General features: G+C 71.3%; 21 protein-coding genes and 1 riboswitch. Of the genes, 11 read left to right on the top strand and 10 right to left on the bottom strand.

Annotated features, from left to right (window positions below; all coding sequences use genetic code 11):
• Positions 1-798, bottom strand: a 798-nt coding sequence (locus tag ACWCO3_RS12145) for an alcohol dehydrogenase catalytic domain-containing protein (RefSeq protein WP_450009866.1), incomplete at its 3' end; no start/stop codon positions are given.
• Positions 799-940: 142 nt separating this feature from the next.
• Positions 941-1,387 carry an acyl-CoA thioesterase gene (locus tag ACWCO3_RS12140; RefSeq protein WP_425280572.1) on the bottom strand — a complete coding sequence of 149 codons (447 nt, stop codon included), beginning with the start codon at positions 1,385-1,387 and terminating at the stop codon, positions 941-943.
• Positions 1,388-1,573: 186 nt separating this feature from the next.
• Positions 1,574-1,787: riboswitch (cobalamin riboswitch) on the bottom strand.
• Positions 1,788-1,915: 128 nt separating this feature from the next.
• On the opposite strand from ACWCO3_RS12140, the gene ACWCO3_RS12135 reads away from it, so the two are divergent.
• The 5 genes from ACWCO3_RS12135 (at position 1,916) to ACWCO3_RS12115 (ending at position 8,129) form a co-directional block, all read left to right on the top strand.
• Positions 1,916-4,021 carry a copper resistance protein CopC gene (locus ACWCO3_RS12135; RefSeq protein ID WP_450009864.1) on the top strand — a complete coding sequence of 702 codons (2,106 nt, stop codon included), beginning with the start codon at positions 1,916-1,918 and terminating at the stop codon, positions 4,019-4,021.
• 65 nt (positions 4,022-4,086) lie between these two features.
• Entirely contained in the window at positions 4,087-4,689 is a 603-nt protein-coding gene (locus tag ACWCO3_RS12130; RefSeq protein ID WP_450009862.1) for a copper chaperone PCu(A)C, read from the top strand.
• 23 nt (positions 4,690-4,712) lie between these two features.
• Positions 4,713-5,921, top strand: a complete 1,209-nt coding sequence (locus tag ACWCO3_RS12125; protein ID WP_450009868.1) for a Dyp-type peroxidase — start codon at positions 4,713-4,715, stop codon at positions 5,919-5,921.
• Positions 5,918-6,499, top strand: a complete 582-nt coding sequence (locus ACWCO3_RS12120; protein ID WP_450009860.1) for a copper resistance CopC family protein — start codon at positions 5,918-5,920, stop codon at positions 6,497-6,499. Before ACWCO3_RS12125 ends, ACWCO3_RS12120 begins: the two co-directional genes overlap by 4 nt.
• 157 nt (positions 6,500-6,656) lie before the next feature.
• Positions 6,657-8,129: a PepSY-associated TM helix domain-containing protein gene (locus ACWCO3_RS12115; protein WP_450009858.1), complete on the top strand. Its 1,473-nt coding sequence runs from the start codon at positions 6,657-6,659 to the stop codon at positions 8,127-8,129.
• A 114-nt stretch (positions 8,130-8,243) separates the two neighbouring features.
• Here ACWCO3_RS12115 and ACWCO3_RS12110 read toward each other — a convergent pair whose 3' ends face one another.
• Together ACWCO3_RS12110 and ACWCO3_RS12105 are read right to left on the bottom strand one after the other, a co-directional pair.
• A complete protein-coding gene (locus ACWCO3_RS12110; RefSeq protein WP_145780324.1) occupies positions 8,244-9,377 on the bottom strand; it encodes an oxalate decarboxylase family bicupin in 1,134 nt (377 codons plus the stop codon).
• Positions 9,378-9,390: 13 nt separating this feature from the next.
• Positions 9,391-9,651, bottom strand: a complete 261-nt coding sequence (locus tag ACWCO3_RS12105; RefSeq protein WP_145780323.1) for a hypothetical protein — start codon at positions 9,649-9,651, stop codon at positions 9,391-9,393.
• A gap of 199 nt (positions 9,652-9,850) precedes the next feature.
• Between ACWCO3_RS12105 and ACWCO3_RS12100 the strand changes: the two genes are divergently transcribed.
• Complete coding sequence (locus ACWCO3_RS12100) at positions 9,851-11,428, top strand: response regulator transcription factor (RefSeq protein WP_450009856.1); 1,578 nt, start codon at positions 9,851-9,853, stop codon at positions 11,426-11,428.
• 27 nt (positions 11,429-11,455) lie between these two features.
• On the opposite strand, the gene ACWCO3_RS12095 is transcribed toward ACWCO3_RS12100, so the two are convergent.
• Positions 11,456-12,466 carry an aldo/keto reductase gene (locus ACWCO3_RS12095; protein WP_145780321.1) on the bottom strand — a complete coding sequence of 337 codons (1,011 nt, stop codon included), beginning with the start codon at positions 12,464-12,466 and terminating at the stop codon, positions 11,456-11,458.
• 373 nt (positions 12,467-12,839) lie between these two features.
• On the opposite strand from ACWCO3_RS12095, the gene ACWCO3_RS12090 reads away from it, so the two are divergent.
• From ACWCO3_RS12090 to ACWCO3_RS12080, 3 genes are all read left to right on the top strand, one after another.
• Positions 12,840-14,183, top strand: coding sequence for a hypothetical protein (locus tag ACWCO3_RS12090; RefSeq protein WP_450009855.1), 1,344 nt, complete (start codon positions 12,840-12,842; stop codon positions 14,181-14,183).
• A 72-nt stretch (positions 14,184-14,255) separates the two neighbouring features.
• The gene (locus ACWCO3_RS12085; protein ID WP_145780319.1) at positions 14,256-14,468 is read left to right on the top strand and encodes a hypothetical protein; all 213 of its coding nucleotides are present in this window, start codon (positions 14,256-14,258) and stop codon (positions 14,466-14,468) included.
• 122 nt (positions 14,469-14,590) lie between these two features.
• Positions 14,591-15,199 (top strand): TetR/AcrR family transcriptional regulator, encoded by a 609-nt coding sequence (locus ACWCO3_RS12080; RefSeq protein ID WP_244311654.1) that lies wholly within the window; start codon positions 14,591-14,593, stop codon positions 15,197-15,199.
• A gap of 23 nt (positions 15,200-15,222) precedes the next feature.
• Here the strand turns inward: ACWCO3_RS12080 and ACWCO3_RS12075 are convergent, their stop codons facing one another.
• The 3 genes from ACWCO3_RS12075 to ACWCO3_RS12065 form a co-directional block, all read right to left on the bottom strand.
• On the bottom strand, positions 15,223-15,840 hold the full coding sequence (locus ACWCO3_RS12075; protein WP_357928452.1) for a VOC family protein: 618 nt from the start codon (positions 15,838-15,840) through the stop codon (positions 15,223-15,225).
• Positions 15,841-15,871: 31 nt separating this feature from the next.
• Positions 15,872-17,056 carry an MFS transporter gene (locus tag ACWCO3_RS12070; protein WP_145780316.1) on the bottom strand — a complete coding sequence of 395 codons (1,185 nt, stop codon included), beginning with the start codon at positions 17,054-17,056 and terminating at the stop codon, positions 15,872-15,874.
• A gap of 115 nt (positions 17,057-17,171) precedes the next feature.
• Positions 17,172-17,651 carry a MarR family winged helix-turn-helix transcriptional regulator gene (locus ACWCO3_RS12065; protein WP_450009852.1) on the bottom strand — a complete coding sequence of 160 codons (480 nt, stop codon included), beginning with the start codon at positions 17,649-17,651 and terminating at the stop codon, positions 17,172-17,174.
• A gap of 89 nt (positions 17,652-17,740) precedes the next feature.
• On the opposite strand from ACWCO3_RS12065, the gene ACWCO3_RS12060 reads away from it, so the two are divergent.
• Entirely contained in the window at positions 17,741-18,586 is an 846-nt protein-coding gene (locus tag ACWCO3_RS12060; protein WP_450009850.1) for an NAD(P)H-binding protein, read from the top strand.
• 66 nt (positions 18,587-18,652) lie between these two features.
• On the opposite strand, the gene ACWCO3_RS12055 is transcribed toward ACWCO3_RS12060, so the two are convergent.
• Positions 18,653-19,207, bottom strand: a complete 555-nt coding sequence (locus ACWCO3_RS12055; protein WP_357835001.1) for a hypothetical protein — start codon at positions 19,205-19,207, stop codon at positions 18,653-18,655.
• Between the two features lie 143 nt (positions 19,208-19,350).
• Between ACWCO3_RS12055 and ACWCO3_RS12050 the strand changes: the two genes are divergently transcribed.
• A complete protein-coding gene (locus tag ACWCO3_RS12050; protein ID WP_450009848.1) occupies positions 19,351-20,061 on the top strand; it encodes a DNA alkylation repair protein in 711 nt (236 codons plus the stop codon).
• Here ACWCO3_RS12050 and ACWCO3_RS12045 read toward each other — a convergent pair.
• Positions 20,058-21,382: FAD-binding oxidoreductase (locus ACWCO3_RS12045; protein ID WP_450009846.1), on the bottom strand; the 1,325-nt coding region annotated here is incomplete at its 5' end. The two genes, ACWCO3_RS12050 and ACWCO3_RS12045, sit on opposite strands and share 4 nt — an antisense overlap.

Raw genomic sequence — 21,382 nt, 5'->3', positions numbered from 1 at the left:
CGGCAGCAGGGTGAACACGCCGGAGTAGGTAGCGCCACGGAACGACAGCGGGGCGAGCGAATGGGTGCCCCAGCCGAGCGCGCTGACGACGTGCCCGTGATAGGTGCGTACCGCCGCGAACGACGCGTCCAGCGTCGCGCCACCGACGTTGTCGACGACGATGTCGAACCCCTCGCCACCGGTGTGCCTCTCGACATACTCCTCCACGCTGGTCGAGGTGTAGTCGATGGGCACCGCGCCCAGGCTCTCGATGACCCGTACGCTCGCCGGCCCGCCAGTGGCGTACACCTCGGCACCCTTTGCCTGGGCGAGTTGCAGGCCCACGTGACCGACACCGCCGGCACCGCCGTGCACCAGCACCTTCTGCCCGGCGCGGACCCCGGCGCGGTCGACAAGCCCCTCCCAGGAGGTGATCGCCGCCAGTGGCAACGCGGCGGCCTCGCGCATCGAGAGGCCGCCGGGCTTGCGGGCCAGTAACCGGGCGTCCACGGCGGCGTATCCGGCCAGCGAACCCTGTAGCCCACCCACTCCCCCGCACAGCCCGTACACCTCGTCTCCCGGTGCGAACCCCGTCACCTCCGCGCCGACCGCCGCGACGACCCCGGCAAGATCCAGTCCGAGCACCGCGGGCGGCTGGACCCGCGCGTGCGCGGCCTGTCCGGCCTGGATCTTCGTGTCGAGTGGATTGACCCCGCTGGCGACGATCCGCACCAGCACCTGCCCCGCCCCGGGAGAGGGCTGATCGATCTCCTCGACCGTCAGCGGACTGTCGAACTCCCGCAGCACCGCTGCACGCATGACGATTCACACCCTCCGTGATCGAGACATCACGTGGACGCTATCCAACTGGCTTGCCGCCCGGGCTACATCCGGGGTGACAGCCAGGACGACGATCCGGCGAGATACGCGCTGCACGTGGCGACGGACAGCCCGAACTCCCTCAGCCCTCGTCGACGCCGTCGAGCAGCGCCCGTCGCAGGGCCAACCGGTGCTCGCGGCGGATCTCCGCCTCGCGGTAGCGCCTCCGGTCGCCGTCGGTCTCGGGTAGCAACGGCGGCACCGTCCTCGGCTGGCCGTCGTCGTCGATGGCGACCATGACCAGGTGGGCCGTGGCCACGTCAGTGGGCGGCACGGCCCGGTCCCACCGGTCAGCGGTGACCTTGACCGCGACCTCCATCGAGCTGCGTCCGGCCCAGGTGATCCGGGCGTCGACGTGCACGACGTCGCCGACCCGCACCGCGCGCAGGAACGCGGTCTCGTCGATCGCGGCGGTCACCGCCGGCCCGTCGGAGTGCCGGGCGGCGACGACTCCGGCCACCGAGTCGATGAGGTTGAGGATCCGGCCGCCGTGCACCGTACCCATCAGGTTCGTGTGGTGCTGGTCCATGATCTGCGACAGGGTCAGGTGCGACGCCGACGGCGCTCGGCCGACGATCGTGGTGGTGTCGTGCACAGCGGTAGTCCGTCCCTCGGGAAACCACACCGCCGATACGCGGACACGCTGACGAGCACGCGCCGACGGACGGCACGTCACCCGCTCAGCCCACCCGCGAGGCCGACGGCGGCGCACACGGTCGTGTGCGCAGCGCAGGCAGGTCTTCGGACTCGCGGGCCTGACCGGTCGCGCCGGTCTCCTACCGGCCGTCGCTTCCCAGGCCGACGGCCCAGTGCTGATGACGGCGTTCGTTCCCACTCACCGCTGCGGGGCAGTCCCGGACTTCCACCGGGTTCCCTCTTACGACACCCCGACGGTCACGACGGGGCGAACCAGCGCCGCCCGCAGCATAGCTGGCCAGGGAAGTCGCGGCACCGGGGGCACAGCGCGGAGACCGCACCGCCCGTCGTCAGCTTTTGCCATGTGAGGAAAAAGATCGCCAGCTCTTGAAAAAAGCCTCACTCCGGTCAGGATATTCAGATGCGTCGTCTCCCACAGACTCCGGGGCGGGTGCTCTCGGGTGTCCTCGCGCTCCTCCTCGCCTCGGCGGTCGCCCTCCTCGCGTCCGCCCAACCCGCCTCGGCTCACGGGACTCTCGCCATGTCCACGCCGGCGAGTGGGGCCACGGTGAGCGAGCCGTTGACGGCGGTGCAGCTCTTCTTCACCGAGAAGGCCGCGCCCAACGCGTTCTTCACTGTCACCGCCCCGGGCGGCATCCGGGTCGACAACAGCTGGTCGTACGGGGAGCCGAAGCCGCTGGACAAGCCGGTACGGGAGTACTTCCTGGTCAACGGGCAGTTCGAGCCACGGGAGTACACGACCGGGTTCCCCGCGACGGTGGCCGTCACCCACCTGCCGGCCAAGGGCCAGTACACGGTGAGCTACCTGTCGGTCGCCTCGGACGGCGACACCGTGCGGGGCACGCTGACGTTCCGCTACAACGGGCCGGTGACGGCGGCACCCAAGGGGTGGAGCCCGCCGACGACGCAGCCGGACCCGGCACTGGTGGCCGCCACCGAGCAGCACGGGTCATCCGGGCAGGCGTCGGCGGTGCCGACCGCCTCGGCCCAGCCGGTGACCCCGCCGTCGGGGGCTGCGGCGGTCCCGCCGACCGGGCCGGCCGAGGAGAGCGGTTCGGGAGCGCTGGCCTGGGCCGGATGGGCGGCGGCGATCGCGGCGGCCGTCGCTGTGGCCGGACTCGTCGTTTGGCGTCGCCGGACGGCGTCCACCGGCAAACCCACCGGCCGGGGCCGTACCGCACCGGCGACCTCTGGTCGACGCGGCGGCGGTGCCCGTACCACGAGCCGGCCCTCCGCCGGCAAGACCAGCGGAGGCAGGGCCGCCGCTGGAAAGACGGCCGCTGCCAAGTCCTCCGCGGGCAAGGCCGGCGCGGTGAGCGGTGTCGGTGCGCAGCCCACTGGTGGTAAGCGGCGACCGGCCACCGTGCCGGCAGCGCGTACCGGCGACGCGGTCGTCACGGCCCGCACGGGCGTCGCTGTCGACCCGACGCCCACCAACCAGCAGGCGAAGGCCCTCGCCACCGCCGACCATGAGGCGAAGGCCCTCGCCAGCACCGACGACGAGTCGACAGTCGAGGCCGGACCCCGGCCGGACACGGACCTCGCCGCCGTGACGCCCGGGTCCCGGCTGAGCAACGGCCACCTGGCGCTGCTCGTCGGCGGGCTGGTGATCGCCCTGCTGGCCGGGTTCGGGCTGGCTCGCATCGGCCCCGGCGACCAGAGCCCGGCGGGCAACACCCGGCAGCCGGCAGGCGGTCCACCCGCCTCCGGGCAGGCGATGTCCGCGACCGACGGGCACCAACACCCGGCGGGCACCGGCCCGCACACGCACCGGGGTGACGGCGCGACGGGCGAGACGCTGGCGACCGGAACGACGGTCAGCGCCGGCGGGTTCACCCTGCAACCGCTGGAGCGGTCCCAACCCGCCGGGGTACGCGCCGACTACCGCTTCCGGATCGTCGGGACCGACCGGCAGCCGGCGACCCGCTTCGCTGTCGTCCACGACAAGCCGTTGCACATGATCGTGGTGGGCCGTGACCTGACCGGCTACCAGCACGTACACCCGACGATGGCCCCCGACGGCACCTGGAGCGTCCCCCTCGCGCTGGCCCAACCCGGCGGTTACCGCGTCTACGCCGACTTCTCCGTGACCGCTACCAACGGCGCGCAGGTGCCTCTCGTGCTGGGCGTCGACCACACGGTGCCGGGGGCGCACACCCCCGCCGCGCTGCCGCCGGCGCAGGCACAGGCGACGGCCGGGCCGTACGCGGTGGCGATGAGCGGCACCCCGACGGTGGGGGTGACGGCGCCGATGCAGTTCCAGGTCCAGCGCGCCGAGGCGGCCGCGCCCGTGCAGTTGGAGCGTTACCTGGGCGCGTACGGGCACCTGGTGGTCGTCCGCGAGGGTGATCTCGGCTACGTGCACGTCCACCCGGAGCAGGAGCTGGTCGACGGCACTGTCCAGTTCTGGCTGACCGCGCCCAGCTCGGGCCGGTACCGGGCCTTCTTCGACTTCCAGGTGGAAGGGAAGGTGCACACCGCCGAGTACACGATCAACGTGCCCTGAGCCCGGAACTTTCTCCCAGCTGCGGCCGACCATCCAGCCAGCAGCAACCATCGGAGGAAGAACACATGCTCAGCACCAGCCCGCTCGGTCCGCGCCGCCGCTCGGCCGCCGTCCTCGCCGCCGCCGTCCTGGCGGTGGGCGCCGCCGGATGCGGATCGTCCGACTCCCCGTCGACCGGGCAGGCGAGTCCGTCCGCGTCGACCTCGGCCAACCCGGACGCCGGGGTGCTCGGCATTCGTGACCCGTGGGTGAAGGCCGCCGACAAGGGGATGACGGCGGCCTTCGGGACCCTGGTCAACGACGGCGACAGCGATGTCACGGTGACCGGCGCCGCGACCTCGGTGTCGCCGATGGAGCTGCACGAGATGACCATGAAGGACGGCAAGATGGTCATGCAGGCCAAGCAGGGCGGCGTCGTGATCAAGGCGAAGAGCACGCACGCGCTGGAACCCGGCGGTGACCACCTGATGCTGATGAACCTCGCCAAGCCCGTGCAGGCCGGCGACGAGTTGACGTTCACCCTGACGTTCGCCGACGGTAGGACCCAGCAGTTCACGGCCGTGGCCAAGCCGTTCACCGGCGCGCAGGAGAGCTACGCCCCAGGGCACGGCCAGCCGATGCCCGGGATGAGCGCCACGCCGGAGATGAGCATGAGCCCCGCATCGTGACCGACTCGCCACCCGCCCGACCGGTGAGCAGGCGCGGCCTGCTCACCGGCGGGGCCCTGGCCGCCGGCGGAGCCCTCGCCGGCGGTGCGGCCATCGCTGCGACCCGTACCAAAAGCGGGCAGTCACCAGCCGCTGCCGACACCACGCCGGTGGCGAGCGTCGGCGCTCTGGTCGAGCCGTTCCACGGCGCGCGACAGGCCGGCGTGACCACCGAACCGCAGGCGCACGCGGCATTCGTAGCGTTCACGCTGCGGGCCGGCACCGACCGGGCCGCGCTGGGTCGGATGCTGCGGCTGCTCACCGACGACGCCGCCCGCCTCACCCAGGGCAAGCCGGCGCTGGCCGACACCGAGGCCGAACTGGGGCTCCTGCCCGCCCGGCTGACAGTGACCTTCGGCTTCGGACCCGCCCTGTACCGGGCGGCGGGCGTCGACGACCGCCGGCCGGCCTCGGTCGCCGACCTGCCGCCGTTCCGCGTCGACCGGCTCCAGCCGGCCTGGACGGGCGGCGACCTGCTGCTGCAGATCTGCGCGGACGACCCGATCAGCGTCGCCCACGCCCAACGGGTGCTGATCAAGGACAGCCGGCCGTTCGCCACCGTCCGGTGGGTGCAGCAGGGCTTCCGGCGCAGCCCCGGCGTCGAGCCGGGCGGCCACACCCAACGCAACCTGTTCGGTCAGCTCGACGGCACCGCCAACCCCCGACCCGGGGTGCCGATGGACTCCGCCGTCTGGGTGTCGGACGGTCCGGCGTGGCTGCGCGACAGCACCACTCTCGTCGTACGCCGGATCAGCATGAACATGGAGACCTGGGACCTGCTCGGCCGCACCGACCGGGAACTCGCCGTCGGCCGGAGGCTCGACACCGGCGCCCCGCTCACCGGCAACGCCGAACACGACGAGCCCGACTTCGCCGCCACCGGCCCGGACGGGCTCACCGTCATCCCCGACTTCTCCCACCTGACCCGCGCGCACGTCACGGACGACCGGCTGAAGATCCTGCGCCGGCCCTACAACTACGACGGTGTGCCGACCGCCGAGGGCCACGCCGACAGCGGGTTGGTCTTCACCTCGTACCAGGCGGACGTCGCCCGACAGTTCGTGCCAATCCAACGCCGGCTGGCCGACCGGGACCTGCTCAACGAGTGGACCACCCCGATCGGTTCCGCCGTCTTCGCCATCCCACCCGGCTGCCAACCGGGCGGGTGGATCGGCGAGCAGGTGCTCGGATGAACCGGAGCCTCCGCATGCCCGTACCGCCGCTGCGTCGCAACGCCGTCCGTCTCGGCGCGGCGGCGCTCGCCGTCCTCGTCGCGCTGCTCGTTCCGGCCGGCCCGGCCTGGGCCCACAACTCGCTGCGGGCGGCCACGCCGGTGCAGCAGTCGACGGTGACCAGCGCACCAACGGAGATCGAGCTCGAATTCATGTCTCGGCTCGACCCCACGTTCACCACCATCGTGCTCACCGACGCCGCCAAGCGGAAGGTCGTCACGGGCGAGCCGGTGGTCGCCGGGGCGAAGAGCACGGTCCAGCTGACCGACACCCTGCCGAACGGCACGTACACGGTCGCCTACCGGGTCGTCTCCGCCGACGGGCACCCGGTGCAGGGGTCGTACCCCTTCACCGTGGCCGACCCCACGTCCAGCGCCGCGCCGGTCGTCGAGGCCGCCGTGTCGACCACGCCGTCCGCCGTCGCGGCGGTGCAGACCGACGAAGGCCGGGGTGCCGGCGTCCTCGTGGCGGGCGTGGCGCTCGTGGTCCTCGTCGCTGTGGCGGCGGTGCTGCTGTGGCGGCGGGCGTCCCGCCGCTGAACCGATCGGCTCGCAGGCCGAGCATCAGTGGGAACCAATCGGTCCGGCTGTCCGACTACCACGTCAGGGCCGGAACCGACGCGACACCACCACCGGGCGACCACGTCAGTACGGGAGACACCCTCGGGGGTATCCCGACTATCCCGATCGGATCACCATGTCTCTCACCGAGTTGTCCGGCGCGGCGACGCCGGAACCCTCCACCAGCGCCGAACCCCCGGCCCGACCGGCCCGGCGCGCGTCGCCGTTCGGCGCGCTGCTGCTGCGGCTGCACTTCTACGCCGGCATCCTTGTCGCACCGTTCCTGGTGACAGCCGCGCTGACCGGGCTGGCCTTCACCATCACCCCGCAGCTCGACCAGGTCCTCTACGGCGACCAGTTGACCGTCGCGCAGGTGGGTGACCGTCCCGTGTCCCTGGCCGAACAGGTCGGAGCCGCGCGCAACGCGCACCCCGAGGGCAGCATCACCGCCGTGCAGCCCGGCGAGGGTGACCAGACCACCCGGGTGACGTTCTCCCTGCCGGAACTCGGCGAGAACCAGCACACCGTCTACATCAACCCGTACACGGCCGAGTCGCAGGGGCAGCTCACCACCTGGTTCGGCTCCACCCCGGCCACCACCTGGCTCGACGACCTGCACCGCCACCTGCACCTCGGTGCGGTGGGCGAGAACTACTCCGAGCTGGCCGCGAGCTGGCTCTGGGTGCTCGCGCTCGGCGGGGTCGTCCTCTGGTGGCGCCGCCGCAGCGCCGCCCGCGCCACCGCCCGCCACCTGCTCGTGCCGGACCTGTCCGCCGGCAAGGGTGTGCGCCGCACCCGGGGATGGCACGCCACCACCGGCATCTGGCTCACCGTCGGCCTGCTCTTCCTCTCCGCCACCGGCCTGACCTGGTCCCGCTACGCCGGGGCGAACTTCAGCGCCGGCCTGGACGCGCTCAACGCCCGTACCCCGGTCATCTCCACCAGCCTCCTCGCCGATCCCGTCGTCCCCGACGAGACCGGCGGCGGCCACCACGGCGCTCCCGGGGCGGGCGGGGTGGTCGAGTCGGCAGCCTTCGACCGGGTGGCGACGGCTGCCCGTGGGGCCGGCCTCTCCGGCCCGGTCGAGATCGCCCCGGCCGCCGAGCCGGGCTCGGCGTGGACCGTCACGCAGGTCGACAACACCTGGCCGGTCGCCAAGGACCGGGTCGCCGTCGACCCGTCCGGCGGTGAGGTGACAGCCCGCAGCGACTTCGCCGACTGGCCCCTGCTGGCCAAACTCAGCGGCCTCGGCATCCAGGCCCACATGGGGATCCTCTTCGGACCGATCAACCAGATCCTGCTCGCCGCGATCGCCCTCGGGCTGCTCTGCGTGATCGTCTGGGGTTACCGCATGTGGTGGCAACGCCGCCCCACCCGCACCGACCGACGGGCCCTCGCCGGCACCCCACCGGCCCGTGGTGGCGTCCGTGGTCTGCCGCACTGGGCACTGCTCATCGGTGTACCGGTGGTGCTTACGGTCGGCTGGGCGCTGCCGCTGTTCGGGCTCACCCTGCTTGCCTTCCTCGTCATCGACGTCGTCGTCGGCGCGGTGTCCCGACGCCGACGACCTGCCGAGGCGCCCACGTCTCCGGCGCCCGCCGGTTCCTGATCCACCGGTCCGGCCGCCCGTCCGACGACGGGCGGCCGGATGCCGTACCCGACCAGGCCGTCAGGGCCGGACGGGCGCTCGCGGTGACGGCCACGCGAGAGCCGGTCACCGTGGTCAGATCACCGTTTGCTTGGTAGCCGGCAGCGCGTCGACGATGGACTTTTGCACGTTGATCGTGTCCGCGATGACCTCGTGGGGCGTGTTGGCCATCCACTGCATCACCGAGATGTCCTCGAAGCGCGGGTGCCGGAACATCTCCAGGAACACCAACGGCTCGTCGCCGGTGTTCTCGATGTAGTGGCCGTACGCGAAGGGCACGTAACCCACGTCGCCGGCCTGGAAGTCGAACGTCCGAGCGGCGGCCTGCGACGCGAAGACACCCATCCGTCCGGTGCCGGAGATGTAGTACTGCCACTCGTCGGTGGTGGGATGCCAGTGCAACTCGCGCATCCCGCCCGGCTCGACCTCCACCAGGGCGGCGGCGGTGGTCACCGACGCGGCGAAGTTGGTCGAGTCGGTGACCCGTACCGTCCCACCCCGGAAACGTTGCGGGGTCTGCGCGAGCATCCGGTGCTTGAAGCTTCGCGGGATGTCGCCGGTGGGGCTGACCACCCGGTCCTGTTGCAGCGGCGGCGGAACGTCGCCCTGGAAGATGTACTTCTCCCGTTCGGGCAGGTTCTCCATCTGCTCGGTCGTCCAGCCGAAGTTCTTGGCCAGCACGTGCCGGGGCGTGTGGGCGAAGAAGTCACTGAGCAGGAACGTGTTGTTCTCCGAGAACGCGCCGTCGTCGAAGACCAGCAGGAACTGGCAGCCGTCCGCCAGCGCCTGGATGTTGTGCGGGATGCCCTGCGGAAAGAACCACAGATCACCCTCCTTGACGTCCTCGATGAAGTTGCGTCCCTCCTGGTCGACAGCGCTGATCCGGCAACTGCCGCTGAGCACGTACGCCCACTCGGACTGCTGATGCCAGTGGATCTCCCGGTACGCGCCCGGTTCCAGACCGAACTGGACACCGGACAGCTGGCTGGCGATCGGCAGGTCGCGGTTGGTGACCTCCCGGGTCCAGCCGCCCTTCTCCACCCGGGTGTGCGCCTGGGAGAACGAGAACTTCAGATTGGGCACCAACCGGCTGTCGGTCGTCGGTGGCACCAACAGGTCGGGGTTCTGCCGTTCGAGTTCGACGTTGCGGCCTGCGAAGGGAGGCGCGCCCTGGTCGCCGCGCCGCGGCTGGGGATCGCTGTTCGCCATGATCGCTGACTCCTCACTCGGGTTGGATCGGACGGGGCGCGGGAACGGATCCACCCCGCAGCCGTAGCCGGGACGACAGCCCCAGCAGGGCACGCACCCCGGCCCGGCCGTACTGGACAGCGATCGCGACCGGAATCGCCGCCGCGGTCGCCACCAGCACCAGGCGTGTCCACAGCGGGGCGTGGCCACCGGCCCCGGTGCTGGCGAGAAGAACGAACATCAGGAGTACGACGCGGAGCCGGTGCAGGCCGGGAAGTTCGGTCGAGTGCGCCATGCCTTCGATGATCGGCGGCCGGACGATGTCGTCGCATCACGTGATCGCGCCATTGCGGCACGGCGGATCCCGGACGCCGTGGGCGAATCGGCGCACTCCCGCCGCTTCGTCGATCTGGGCGCCCGCCCCTGCCATCGTGGCTAGGCTCGGTCGCAGGACGGCAATTCGACGCGCCGGGTAACAACCGGGGAGAACGCCATTGTCCGGATCATCCTTCGACGCCGGCACCTTCCCGGCCGACCACGACGACGCCGAGCGACGACGCCAGCGGGTGTCGGCCACGGCGGACCAGCTGCGACGTGCCGGACGTGGGACGGCGGCACTCGCCGTCCTGGCGGCGGAGATCGCCGCGAACCGGCACGGCGAGCGCCACCGTACGCACCTGCTCGGTCACCTCACGCGGATCGCCGCACTGGAACAGCCCACTGTCGCCCTCGCCGGCCTACGCGCGGCGCTCGACCAGCGGCTGGACTCCCGCAGCCGAAGCGCTCTGCTCGCGCTGGTCGCCGGGACCGCCGCCCGCGTGGGTCATCCGGACACCGACGCGCTGCTCCGCGACGCGGGCATCGCGCACGCCGCGTCGGGGGACCATGCGTCCGCCCGTCACCTCGCCCTCGGCCGGGCCGCCCGCTCGCTGTCGCACGGCGACCTGCCGGGTGCTCACGCCGTGCTGGCGGCCCTGGACCCGGGTTCCCCGGCGGCACGAGCCGACGCTTCGTCCATCCGGGCCGAACGAATCCTCGTACAGCTCGGCCTGGGCCAGCACCAGGACGCGCGGACCGCGACCCGCCCGACCTCGAACGAAACCGATCCCCTGTTCAGCAGCGCGCTGACCGCGCTGGACTGCCTGCGGATGGTCGCCGTGGGCGAACTACCCGAGGCCGCCGCCCTCGCGGTCACGACGCTCACCTCCAGCCCGGTGGACCTCAGCCCGGAGGTGCGTGCCCTGTTCGTCGCGGTGATCGGCGAGGTCCGCTACCGCCGTGGCGACCACGACGACGCGCGCGCGGTCCTCCGCCCGTGCCTCGCGGAGGTTCGCTGGCCCGACAGCACGTTGTTCACGCCCGCCTTCTGCGTCGCCGTTCGCGACAGTGCCCTCAGCGTGCCCGCGAACCTGCTCACCCGGGTCGTCGCCGACCTGCACCGATCGGTGCGGCCGCTCCTGCCCGTCCCGCAGTTCGGCCCCCGGCTGGTACGCGCCGCGATGGCCGCCGGTGACACCCCGGCCGCCCGCCGGGTCACCGAACTGGTCGAGTCGGTGGCCACGCGCACCCCTGTTCCGCTGTGGCGCGCGCTGGCCGACCAGACCAGGGGCCTGCGCGACAGCGACCCGGACGCGCTCCGGTCGGCGGTCGACGGTCTGCGTACCACCGCCGCGTGGCCGGCGCTCGCCGACGCGTTGCTCGACCTGGCGAACAGCCCGGGGGTGCGGCCCGTGCGGGCACGCGACGCCGCCCACGAGGCCGCTGCCCTCTACGCCCGGATCGGGGCCCCTGGCGACCAGGCGACTGCGGACCGTCGGTGCGCCGAGCTCGCCATCACACCGCGCCACCGGCCGGCGAGCGACGGGCCGGCGCGTACGGGCATCGAGGCGCTCACCCCTGCCGAGGAGCGGGTGGCCGAGATGCTCGCCTCGGGCGCCACGAAGAAGGAGGCGGCGAGGAGCCTCTTCGTCTCCTTCCACACCGTCGACACCCAGCTCCGGTCGATCTACCACAAGCTGGGGATCCACAACCGGATGCAGCTGGTGCGGGCCTGGGACAGCGCCAGACGATGATCAGTCGAGTTCACCGGCCGGTCGCTGTCACTTCTCGCTGTCGAGGAGGGACATCATCGGGGTCGCGTACCGCTGGCCGGAGGCCGCGCCGGCCGGTACGGCACGCTCGATCTCGTCCAACGTGTCCCGGTCCAGCACCACGTCGACAGCGCCCAGCGACTCGGTGAGCCGATCACGCCGCCGTGCCCCGACCAGCGGCACGATCTGCTCGCCCTGCGCCGCCACCCAGGCGATCGCGACCTGACCGGTGGTGGCCCCCAGTCGCTGCGCGACCCGGCCGAGCGCGTCGACCAGGCGCAGGTTCGCGCTCAGGTGCTCACCCTGGAACCGGGGACTGTTCGCCCGGAAGTCCGTGCCGGTCAACTCACGCTCGGCCGACCAGTGCCCGCTGAGCAGGCCTCGGGACAGCACCCCGTAGGCGGTCAACCCGATGCCCAACTCGCGCAGCGTCGGCAGGATCGTGGCCTCGGGGCCACGGGACAGCAGCGAGTACTCGATCTGGAGGTCGCTGATCGGTGCCACCGCCGCCGCTCGGCGGATGGTGTCCGCGCCCATCTCGGAGAGCCCGATGTGCCGGATGTAGCCGGCCTCCCGCATCTCGAGCAGCGCGCCCACGGTCTCCTCGATCGGCACCTGCGGGTTGAGCCGGGACGGCCGGTAGATGTCGATGTAGTCGGTGCCCAACCGGCGCAGCGAGTACGCCAGGCGGTCCTTCACCGCCGCCGCCGACACGTCGTACGGTGCCGCCTGGAAACCGCCGTCCGGTGTCCGGCGGGCGCCGAACTTCACGCTGAGCACCACCTCGTCGCGGCGACGTTCCCGCAGCACCCGGCCGATCAGCATCTCGTTGTGACCCGACCCGTAGAAGTCCGCGGTGTCGACGAGGTTCACACCGGCGTCGATGGCCGCGTGCAGTGTCGCGACGCTCTCCGCCTCGTCGGCCGGCCCGTACAGGTCCGACATGCCCATCGCGCCGAGCCCGATGATCGACACCTCCGGACCGGAGGCACCCAACTGTCGCCGTCGTAGACCCGCCATGTCGCTCGTCTCCTTCGGTTGTCGCCACACTGTGTACGCCGTGTCCATATAACCACCACGAAGACACCCTGTCCATATAATCGGACGCCCCTGAAGGGCGCGGCAGGCCACCCTGACTGCTTCCGTGGGCGCGTGACCGCTTCCGCGCCACCCCGACCGAGTAAGGGTGGCGCATTGACTGACAGGCACGGCAAGTCGAGTGAGACCATCGCTACCATCCGTCACTGGGCGGACACAGAACGTTGCCTAGCGGATGGTTTCGCCTGTTATGCCTGACCTGGATGAATCATCAACGCGGCCGTCGCTGGCGTGCCTCCTGTTGGCCTGCGCGGCGTTCGGTCCCTACCTGGCTGCTGGTGTGCGGACCGAGCAGGTGGCTGTGTATGGGATCGCACTACTGGTGCTGCTGTCGATGGCGTGGGTCACCCAACTACCACAGGCCACCGGCGCAGCCAAGTCCATCATGTCGTTGATGGTGGTGCAGGCTGCGGCGCTCGGCGTGGGGATGATCGGCGCCAGCCAGGTGCAGTACGTCAGAGCGCCGGGTTCTGCCGCCTCCGGGTTCGACAACCTGCTGCTGCCGTTCGCGGTGATCTTCACCGTCGTCACGCTCGTCAGTCCGGCGCGGCGACACGCGACACTGAACGCGGTGTGCACAGTCGTGGTGTTCGCGGCCTGCGCGAACGCGACGCTGGCGTGGTTGTCCACGACTACCGACGCGTCGGCGTGGCTCTCGCTGTGGTGGTCGCACGACGGCGGTCTCACTGACGGTGTCTGGGCGGAGCAGGTCGAGACGGGCCGGTACACCGGTGTGTTCGTGCAGCCAGCCGAGGCCGGTGAGTTCTACAGCGTCGCCGCCCTCGCCGCCGTGTACCGACTGCGTCACCGGCCGGTGCTCCTGATCGCCGCGATGGCCGCCATCACCGTTGGTGGACTGCTCAGCGTCTCGAAAGTGTTCCTGTTCGTTGGCGTGCCCGTCGCGGTCATCCAGTTCTTCGTGATGCCGGGCCGTCGCGCCACCCGCTATTCGATCATGGTCGTCGTCTGCTACCTCGCGGCGGTCGCCGCGACGTGGGGACACCTGGGCCGGCTGGGTATCACCCTGCCGACCCAGTTTGCCGGAGGCGGCGACCTCAACCTGTTCACGGGTGGCCGGTTCGGTGGTGCCGGTCCGGCGACCGTCGTCACCGGGTGGGAGCTGGTCATCACCTACTCACCGATCGTGGGATTCGGGGCTGCCGGGCTCTCGATTCCCTATGACAACGGCTGGTTGGAGGCCGCCGTCACCGGCGGGCTGATCGGGGTTATCGCCTACACGGCAGTGTTCGCCGCGTTGATCGCCGGCTGCTCGCGGCTGCGGCGAGCAGGAAATGCCGCCGACCTTGCCCTGGCCTACGGGTTGATCGCCGTCGCGCTCGGCACGTCCTTTGGTCTGCCCGGCACAACCGCCAACCGGGTTGCTACCGTGCTGTGGCTGCCGCTCGCGCTGCTGCTGTTCGTTCCCGCCGATCCCGCCCAGCGCAGTGCACCGCCGGGCCGCCACCGCCACGACGCCGCACAGACGCACCTGACCGTCTCCGTGCCGGCCCCGGGCAACCGAGGGCGGTGCGGTGGCCGCCCGGGTGACGAGCAAGCCAGAGGGAAGAGGGATGGTGATGCAGGACCCGCGACCGTAGCGGTGGCGCATGCACGCAGGCAGGTTCGACCACCTGACTAACGAGCAGTCGTGGGTGGACTTAGGGGCGGCGTGGTGGCTGCCAGACCGACTGCGCAGACCATAATCACACGAGTGAGGTTGTGGCGATGGAGTGGAGAGGTCGAGCCCCTGGGCGCGCACCCGTCGGGCGACATCGGCGGGGACGCGCAGGCCAGCGACGCATGGAGTCGCCGGTTCGTCCTGCCGACGGGCGAGGACGCGCGGCTGATGCCCGACCGGCTCCCCCGGCCGGGGCTGGGTGACTGGACCGGGTGGCGGGCGCACGGGCGCGAGGCACTGACGTGAGCGCCCGTCTCGGCGGCGGAGCGGTATCACATAACGAGCGGCCGGACGCGCGAGAGCTTCGACGGATACAGGCCTCGCGAGTACGGATGGAAGTGCACCTGCGACGACCGCTCGGAGGACCAGTGGCCCAGCTCACCCCGGACCCCCACACGTCACCCCGCCGGGGCCGTGGTCGCCGGCCCGCCGACCAGGTGCGGGCCGAGATCCTCACGGCCGCGGGTGGTCTCCTGCTGGCCGAGGGCATGGCGGGCTTCACCATCGAGAAGGTCGCGGCGCTCGCCGGGGCCAGCCGGATGACGATCTACAAGTGGTGGCCCTCCAAGGGCGCGCTCGCCCTGGACGGCTACTTCACCGTCGTCGCACCCACGTTGGCGTTCCCGGACACCGGCGACATCGTGGCCGACCTGACCGACCAGCTCGTCGCCTTCGTCCACCTCGTCCGGGACACCTCCGCCGGGCGGGTCATCAGTCAACTCATCGGGCAGGCGCAGACCGACCCGGAGTTGGCCGCCGCCTACCGGGAGCGCTACTCCGGGCCCCGGCGGGCCCTGGCCGTCGACACCCTCACCCGGGCCATGACCCGTGGGCAGCTACGGGCCGACATCGACCCGGAATCCGTTGTGGACCAGCTCTGGGGCGCCTGCTACCACCGGCTGCTCATCGCCGACCTCCCGCTCACCGAGGACTTCGCGCGCACCCTGGTCGACAACCTCGTCCGTGGGCTGCGCTGACGCAGCCAACAGTCCGGCCATCCTCACTCGGGCAGCTTGGCCCCCGACTGTTCGCTGACCATGTACGTCGCGTACCAGTCGGGCCAGTTCTCATCCCGCTGGCCGGTGCGCTCCTCGTGCTCGCCGTGCGCGGCGGCCGCACGCCGCAGGGCACTCGCCAGGTCGCTCGCCGAGCCGAACGACGTCAGCCCACCCTCGATGCGCCCGGGCAGCCTGGTCGTGATCTCCTGCATGAGCCAGGTGTTGCCGTCCGGGTCGCGGAACGTGGCGCGCGAGACGTAGCTGCGCCGCTCCGGGTCCAGCCCGTCGACCGGGCCGTCCGGGCTGACGTGGAAGAGCCCGCCCACCTCGACACCGGCGGCGACCAGGGCGTTGCGGGCCGCCTCGACGTCGGACACGACCAGGTACGCCATGGCCGAACCGGGCGCCGCCGGGGTGAGCCCCGGACCGAACTGGACGGAGCATCCGGAGCCGTGCGGCGTCAACTGGACAATGCCGGGCGGCGTCTGGTCGAGCCGCCACCCGAGGCGCACGTAGAACTCCTTCGCGCGGTCGACATCCGACACCGGGATGACGATCACCTCGAGTTTGACGTCGACGTTCTCGATGCTCGCGTCGCTCTGGGCGCCCTTCGGGCTCATCGCGTTCCCCTCCCGATCGCTGTGTTGCTGGTTAGGTGGTCCTCGTGGCTCGGCGCACCCCGAACAGGGCGACCAGGGCGAGCAGGATGACGGCGACGGAGTACTCGTCGGCGGTCTGCGGCAGGCCGCCCGCGTACACGACGAGGAAGCCGGCAATCACCGTCGGGAGGCCGAACCCGACGTAGCAGACGATGTAGAGCAGTGACAGCACGCTGGCGCGTTCGTGTGCCTCCACCAGTGGTGTGATCGTCTTGAGGCTGCCCTGGAATCCCCCGCCGAAGCCGACGCCGCCGAGCGCGAGGCCGACGAAGAACCCCGGGACGGACTCCGCCATGACCGACACCAACGTGACGATCATGCCCAGGACGAGGGCGACGATCCCGATCAGGATCACGGTCCGGGCGGCGCTGTTGCGCATCAGCAGGACGGCGATCGACCCGAAGAGGGCGAAGACGAAGAGGACCAGGCCGCCAACCACGATCGACGTGTTCATGAGGCTGCGTACCAGCGCCGGGCCGAGCGCCCCGAAGAAGCCGGCCAACGCCCAGACCGCGAACAGCACCGGGACGACGACCAGCAGCGGTTCGCGTACGGCGCGTGGCAGTTTGATCTCGGGTCGCAGGCTGCGTCGCGCTCCCGCCATCGGCGTGACCGTCTCCGGCATCAGCGCGATACCGACGAGCTGGATCAGGAGGACCACGAAGAGGACGACGTACACCAGCCGCGTCGGCGCGGGCAGGAAGTCGATGAGCAGCGCCGAGAGCAGGGCCCCACTCCCGGTGCCGATGCCGGGGGCGATGGAGTTCGCGAGCGTGCCGCGGGCGCGGTCGATGTCGAGCATCCCGGCCCCGACGGCACCGGTGGCGGCACCGGCGGCGAGTCCCTGGAGCAGGCGGGCGACCAGCAGTGTGGGTACGCCGTTGGCGAAGATGAAGACGACGAGCGAGAGCATCTGCACCACGATCGCCACCGCCAGGACCGGTCGGCGACCCACGTGGTCCGACAACTTGCCGAACGTGAGCAGCGACGCCAGCACCGCGAGCGCGTAGACGGCGAACACCACGGTGGTCGTGACCGGTGAGAAGTGCCAACGCTCCTGGTAGGTGCCGTAGAGCGGGGTCGGGGCGGCCGACGCGGCCAGGAACGACACGAGGATCGACGCCAGGAGCAGCAGGGAGACTCTCGGCGAGAGTCGGGCCCTCCCGGCGATCGGCATGTCGGTGCTCCTCGGGCTGCGCTGACGGCGGTGGAACCCGGAGGTCCCGCTGGTGAGCGACGGCCGGGTACCCGCTCTGGGCCGTCACATGCGGGCGAGGCGGGCCACCCCCGTCTCAGCCCTCGGTGTCGTGACCGGTTGCCGGGAGGGCCGCCACGCCACGGCCCAGTGCGCCCCGGAAGGTCTGGTACTGCTCGGCACCGAGGGTGTCGGAAAGTTTCTGCTCGATCTGGTCGACGATGCCGTCGGTGAGTTCCATGAATTCGCGACCCCGGTCCGTCGGCACGATCAGCTTCGCCCGGCGGTCGGCCGGGTCGGGCGTACGCCGGACGTAGCCCAGCCGTTCCAGCTCGTCGAGGATCGCTCCCATCGTCTGTTTGTTGCGTCCGGCCAGCCGGGCCAGTTCGCCGGGGCGGGTGCCCTCGACGTCCAGGTAGGCGAGGACCGCCCCGTGTCGGGGCCGTACGTCGCCGAACCCGTGCTCCGCCGACCGTCGGAAGATCTCCCGCTGGACACGCGCGGAGAGCTGCACGGCCAGGATGCCGAGGTCCGGTTCCTGCTCCTTGAGTGTGCTGCGCTTCATAAAGTAGTCCAATCATTGGACGGTACAAGTTTTGGACTATAACGTGGCGGGCGTCGACCAGCGGCCAGCCCGACCGCTGTCCACCCGACCGGAGGACAACAATGACCATTCTGATCACCGGAGCCAACGGCACCGTGTCGAGGGAGGTGCTGCGCGAACTCGCCGGTCAGCAGTCGGTGCGCGCCCTCGTGCGGGACGCCGCACGCGCCCCCCAGCTCGACGGCGTCGACGTCGTCGTCGGCGACCTCGACCGCCCCCGCACCCTCACCCCGGCGTTCGAGGGCGTGACGACGCTCTGGCTGCTGACCCCGATGGGCCCGACGGCGCCGAGCCAGAGCATGAACGCGGTGTGGGCCGCCCGGCAGGCCGGGGTACGGCACATCGTCCGGCTCTCGGCGATCGGCGCCGCGCACGACGCGCCCACCCGCAACGGCCGCCTGCACGCGCTCTCCGACGCCGAGGTGCAGGAGTCCGGCATCCGCTGGACGATCCTGCGCCCGAGTCACTTCATGCAGAACCTGCTCGCCGCCAAGGCCGGTGAACACCTCTACGGGCTCTTCGGCGAGGCCAAGGTCGGTCTGATCGACGCCCGGGACATCGCCGCGGCCGGGGCGGCGATCCTCGCCGCACCCGAGCGGCACGAGGGCAGGATCTACACGCCCACCGGTCCGGAGAGCATCACCCTGCACCAGGCCGCCGAGGACATCGCCCGCGCGACCCAGAAGCCGGTGCGGTACGCGCCGCAGAGCCCGGACGAGGTACGCGACAGCCTGCTCCAGGCGGGCCTCGACGAGTGGTCAGCGGAGGTCCTCGCCGAGTACCGGGCGGCCTACGGCTCCGGCTGGGGCGACTTCACCAACGACCACGTCGAGCAGATCGTCGGCCGGGCACCGCGGAGCTTCGCCGAGTTCGCCAACGACCACCGCGAGCACTTCGCCAACCTCTGACGGATGGCGTTCGGGGAAGGGCCCCCGTCAGGGCCCTTCCCCGTACCGGCTACCGCCGCACCGACCTCATCTCGGCCTGGCCGGAACCCGGCCGTTCCGCCGCCCCTCGTACGGGAGGGGACCGACGTCCGAGTGGCGACCGGGGCGCATCGCCGCGTGCCGCTGCCCGGGCCCGGCGCCGTCGCGGGCGGCGAGCGCGTCGGCCACCGCTCCGGTGGCGAACGCGTAGATGGACTTGTGCAGCACGTCGATGGCGAGTTCCGAGCGGGGCCAGGTCAGTGGGGGCGCCCCCACCCCCGTGGCGTTCTCCAGGATCTGGTCGTTGGCCAGTCGGAGCGCCGTGAACACGCTGGAGGCCCAGACGCCCCGCAGCCCGGCCTGGGCCATGACACTGCGCAGCACGCCGACCACCGCGCCCTGACCGTAGTGCATCGCCAGGTTCTGCCAGCGGGGCTGCTGCCCGGAGGACTCCGGCAGGCCGGCCAGCCGTGCCAGCACCTGGGCCGGCACGTACGAGTCGGGCCGGCGGGTCACCCGTTGCTCCACCTTCTCCGCGGCCGTCATCACCGCCGCCCCGACCAGCCCCGCCGCCAACCCCTGCCACACCGCTCGTTTCAGCATGGTGGGGCCGTACCCCTCGGGCCGGCACCCATTCCCGGGCCCGTCACCCAACGACGTGGTTTGCGGCAGTCTGCGGCGGGTAGGGTGACTCGCCGTCCGGCAGCGGCGCAGTGACCGCCGGCGGTCGCGGTAGCTTGCACGTCATGGCCACGAGCGTCGCCGTCCGGCGAGATCTCGCCAGCCTCGCCGACCCACGTCGCGCCGAGGCGTCGAGCCGGTTCCTGCAGATGGTCCCCGGAGGCTACGGCGAGGGCGACCGGGCCATCGGCGTCTCCGTGCCCGACCAGCGCCGGGTTGCCGCCCGGTACTGGCGCGACCTCTCCCTGGTGGAGACGACGGACCTGTTGCACGGCGAGGTGCACGAGGAGCGGCTGACATCGTTGCTCATCCTGGTGCGGAAGTTCGCCAAGGGCGACGAGCAGGAACGGGGCGAGATCTACCGCCTCGTCCTGGCCAACACCGGCCGGCTCAACAACTGGGACCTGGTGGACTCGTCCGCGCCGTCCATCGTCGGCCCCTGGCTCGTCGACAAGGAGCGCGGCGTCCTGGATCGGCTGGCCGGGTCTGACCTGGTGTGGGACCGGCGCATCGCCGTCATGGCGACCTTCGCCTTCATCAGGGCCGACGACTTCCACTGGACCTTCCGACTTAGCGACAAGCTCCTCCGCGACCCGCACGACCTCGTCCGCAAGGCGGTGGGCTGGATGCTGCGCGAGGTGGGCAACCGTGACCGAGCGGCGGAGGAGGAGTTCCTGCTCCGCCGCTACCGCGTCATGCCCCGGGTGATGCTGCGGTACGCGATCGAGAAGTTCGAACCGCAGCGACGTCGGGACTACCTGTCGGGCATGCTCTAGCCGGCCGGGGGGATCGGGAAGTTCCGGTTGAAGACGTTGTCCGGGTCGTAGGTGGCCTTGATGGCGCGCAGTCGGCTCAGCGTGGGCTCGGGCCAGGCATCCAGGAGTCGCGCCGGGTCGGTGTCGGACTCGAAGCTGAGATACAGGCCGTCGAGGTGCGGGTACAGCTCGGCCCACAGCTTGTCGAGCTGGCGCCTCCGGTCCTCGACCGTGGCGGCGAGCACCGAGAAGTTCTGGTCCCGGTGCGGGTACGCGGTCGCGTCGCGTGCCACGTCGTTGACCGCCGCGCCGACGGACCGGACCTGCATGATCATCACGTCGCCGGAGTTGATCATGTTTGCCATCAGGTCGGCCGCCTCCGGGGTGATGTGGTGCGCCAGGCCGCTGCGGGTGTCGCGCAGTCCCTGACCTCGATGCTGGTTGCCGGGCGGGGGGACGATCGCCGGGTACGGCGCGAGCTGCGCCTGTTGATCGAGGATCGGTCCGATCTCCAGGAACGGGCTCAGGGCGGACTGGGCCGCCTCGACGTCGTCACCGGCGTAGACCAGGGTGACCTGAGCCATCGGCGGATTGCCCCGACGGCCCGGGAAGAGGGACAGGAAACTCGTCAGCTCCCGGGGCGCGTCCTCGACGAGTTGACCCCAGCGGCGGAGCAGCTGCGCGGCGTCGGTCGCGTCGACGACGAGTTGAGCGAAGACCACCCTGTCGACCTCGTACGCCTCCAGTTCGAGGGCGGTGACGACGCCGAAGTTGCCGCCGGCGCCACGGATGGCCCAGAACAGGTCGGGGTGATGCTCGTCGTCCACGCGGAGCAGGCGACCGTCCGCGGTGACGATCTCGGCGGCGACGACGTGGTCGATGGTCAGACCGTGCTTACGCACCAGATATCCGACGCCCGCGGTGGTGGCGAGTCCACCGACGCCCACGTCGCCGTAGTCACCCGAGCTCATCGCGAGGCCGTACGGGGCGAGCGCCTGGGCCACCTGCCCCCACCGGGCGCCCGGCTCCAGCCGGATCCGACGACTCGCCCGGTCGAGCACCTCGACACTGTTCATCCTCGACATGTCGATGACGATTCCGCCGTCGTTCGTCGACCTGCCGCTGATGCCGTGCCCGCCACTGCGCACCGACAACGGGACGTCCTGGGTCCGCACGTACGACACGGCCTCGGCGACCTCGGCGGCGGTCTCCGGACGGATCACCAGTGCTGGTGCCCCCTTCCAGCTGTAGGTGTGCCGCACACCCTCGTACTCCCGGTCACCGGGTTGGACGGCCCGGGCGGCGAGCGACGCCGGCAGCGTCTCGCGGTCCAGACCCGGGC

It is taken from the genome of Micromonospora sp. NPDC002411, assembly GCF_053592955.1.
Note: the sequence above shows the minus strand (reverse complement) of the source record. Positions and strands in the feature narration are given on the sequence as shown.

Coding starts and splice junctions, on each gene's coding strand:
- ACWCO3_RS12140 (WP_425280572.1), bottom strand. CDS start 1,387: ATGGACCAGCACCACACGAACCTGATGGGTACGGTGCACGGCGGCCGG.
- ACWCO3_RS12135 (WP_450009864.1), top strand. CDS start 1,916: ATGCGTCGTCTCCCACAGACTCCGGGGCGGGTGCTCTCGGGTGTCCTC.
- ACWCO3_RS12130 (WP_450009862.1), top strand. CDS start 4,087: ATGCTCAGCACCAGCCCGCTCGGTCCGCGCCGCCGCTCGGCCGCCGTC.
- ACWCO3_RS12120 (WP_450009860.1), top strand. CDS start 5,918: ATGAACCGGAGCCTCCGCATGCCCGTACCGCCGCTGCGTCGCAACGCC.
- ACWCO3_RS12115 (WP_450009858.1), top strand. CDS start 6,657: ATGTCTCTCACCGAGTTGTCCGGCGCGGCGACGCCGGAACCCTCCACC.
- ACWCO3_RS12110 (WP_145780324.1), bottom strand. CDS start 9,377: ATGGCGAACAGCGATCCCCAGCCGCGGCGCGGCGACCAGGGCGCGCCT.
- ACWCO3_RS12105 (WP_145780323.1), bottom strand. CDS start 9,651: ATGGCGCACTCGACCGAACTTCCCGGCCTGCACCGGCTCCGCGTCGTA.
- ACWCO3_RS12095 (WP_145780321.1), bottom strand. CDS start 12,466: ATGGCGGGTCTACGACGGCGACAGTTGGGTGCCTCCGGTCCGGAGGTG.
- ACWCO3_RS12075 (WP_357928452.1), bottom strand. CDS start 15,840: ATGAGCCCGAAGGGCGCCCAGAGCGACGCGAGCATCGAGAACGTCGAC.
- ACWCO3_RS12070 (WP_145780316.1), bottom strand. CDS start 17,056: ATGCCGATCGCCGGGAGGGCCCGACTCTCGCCGAGAGTCTCCCTGCTG.
- ACWCO3_RS12060 (WP_450009850.1), top strand. CDS start 17,741: ATGACCATTCTGATCACCGGAGCCAACGGCACCGTGTCGAGGGAGGTG.
- ACWCO3_RS12055 (WP_357835001.1), bottom strand. CDS start 19,207: ATGCTGAAACGAGCGGTGTGGCAGGGGTTGGCGGCGGGGCTGGTCGGG.
- ACWCO3_RS12050 (WP_450009848.1), top strand. CDS start 19,351: ATGGCCACGAGCGTCGCCGTCCGGCGAGATCTCGCCAGCCTCGCCGAC.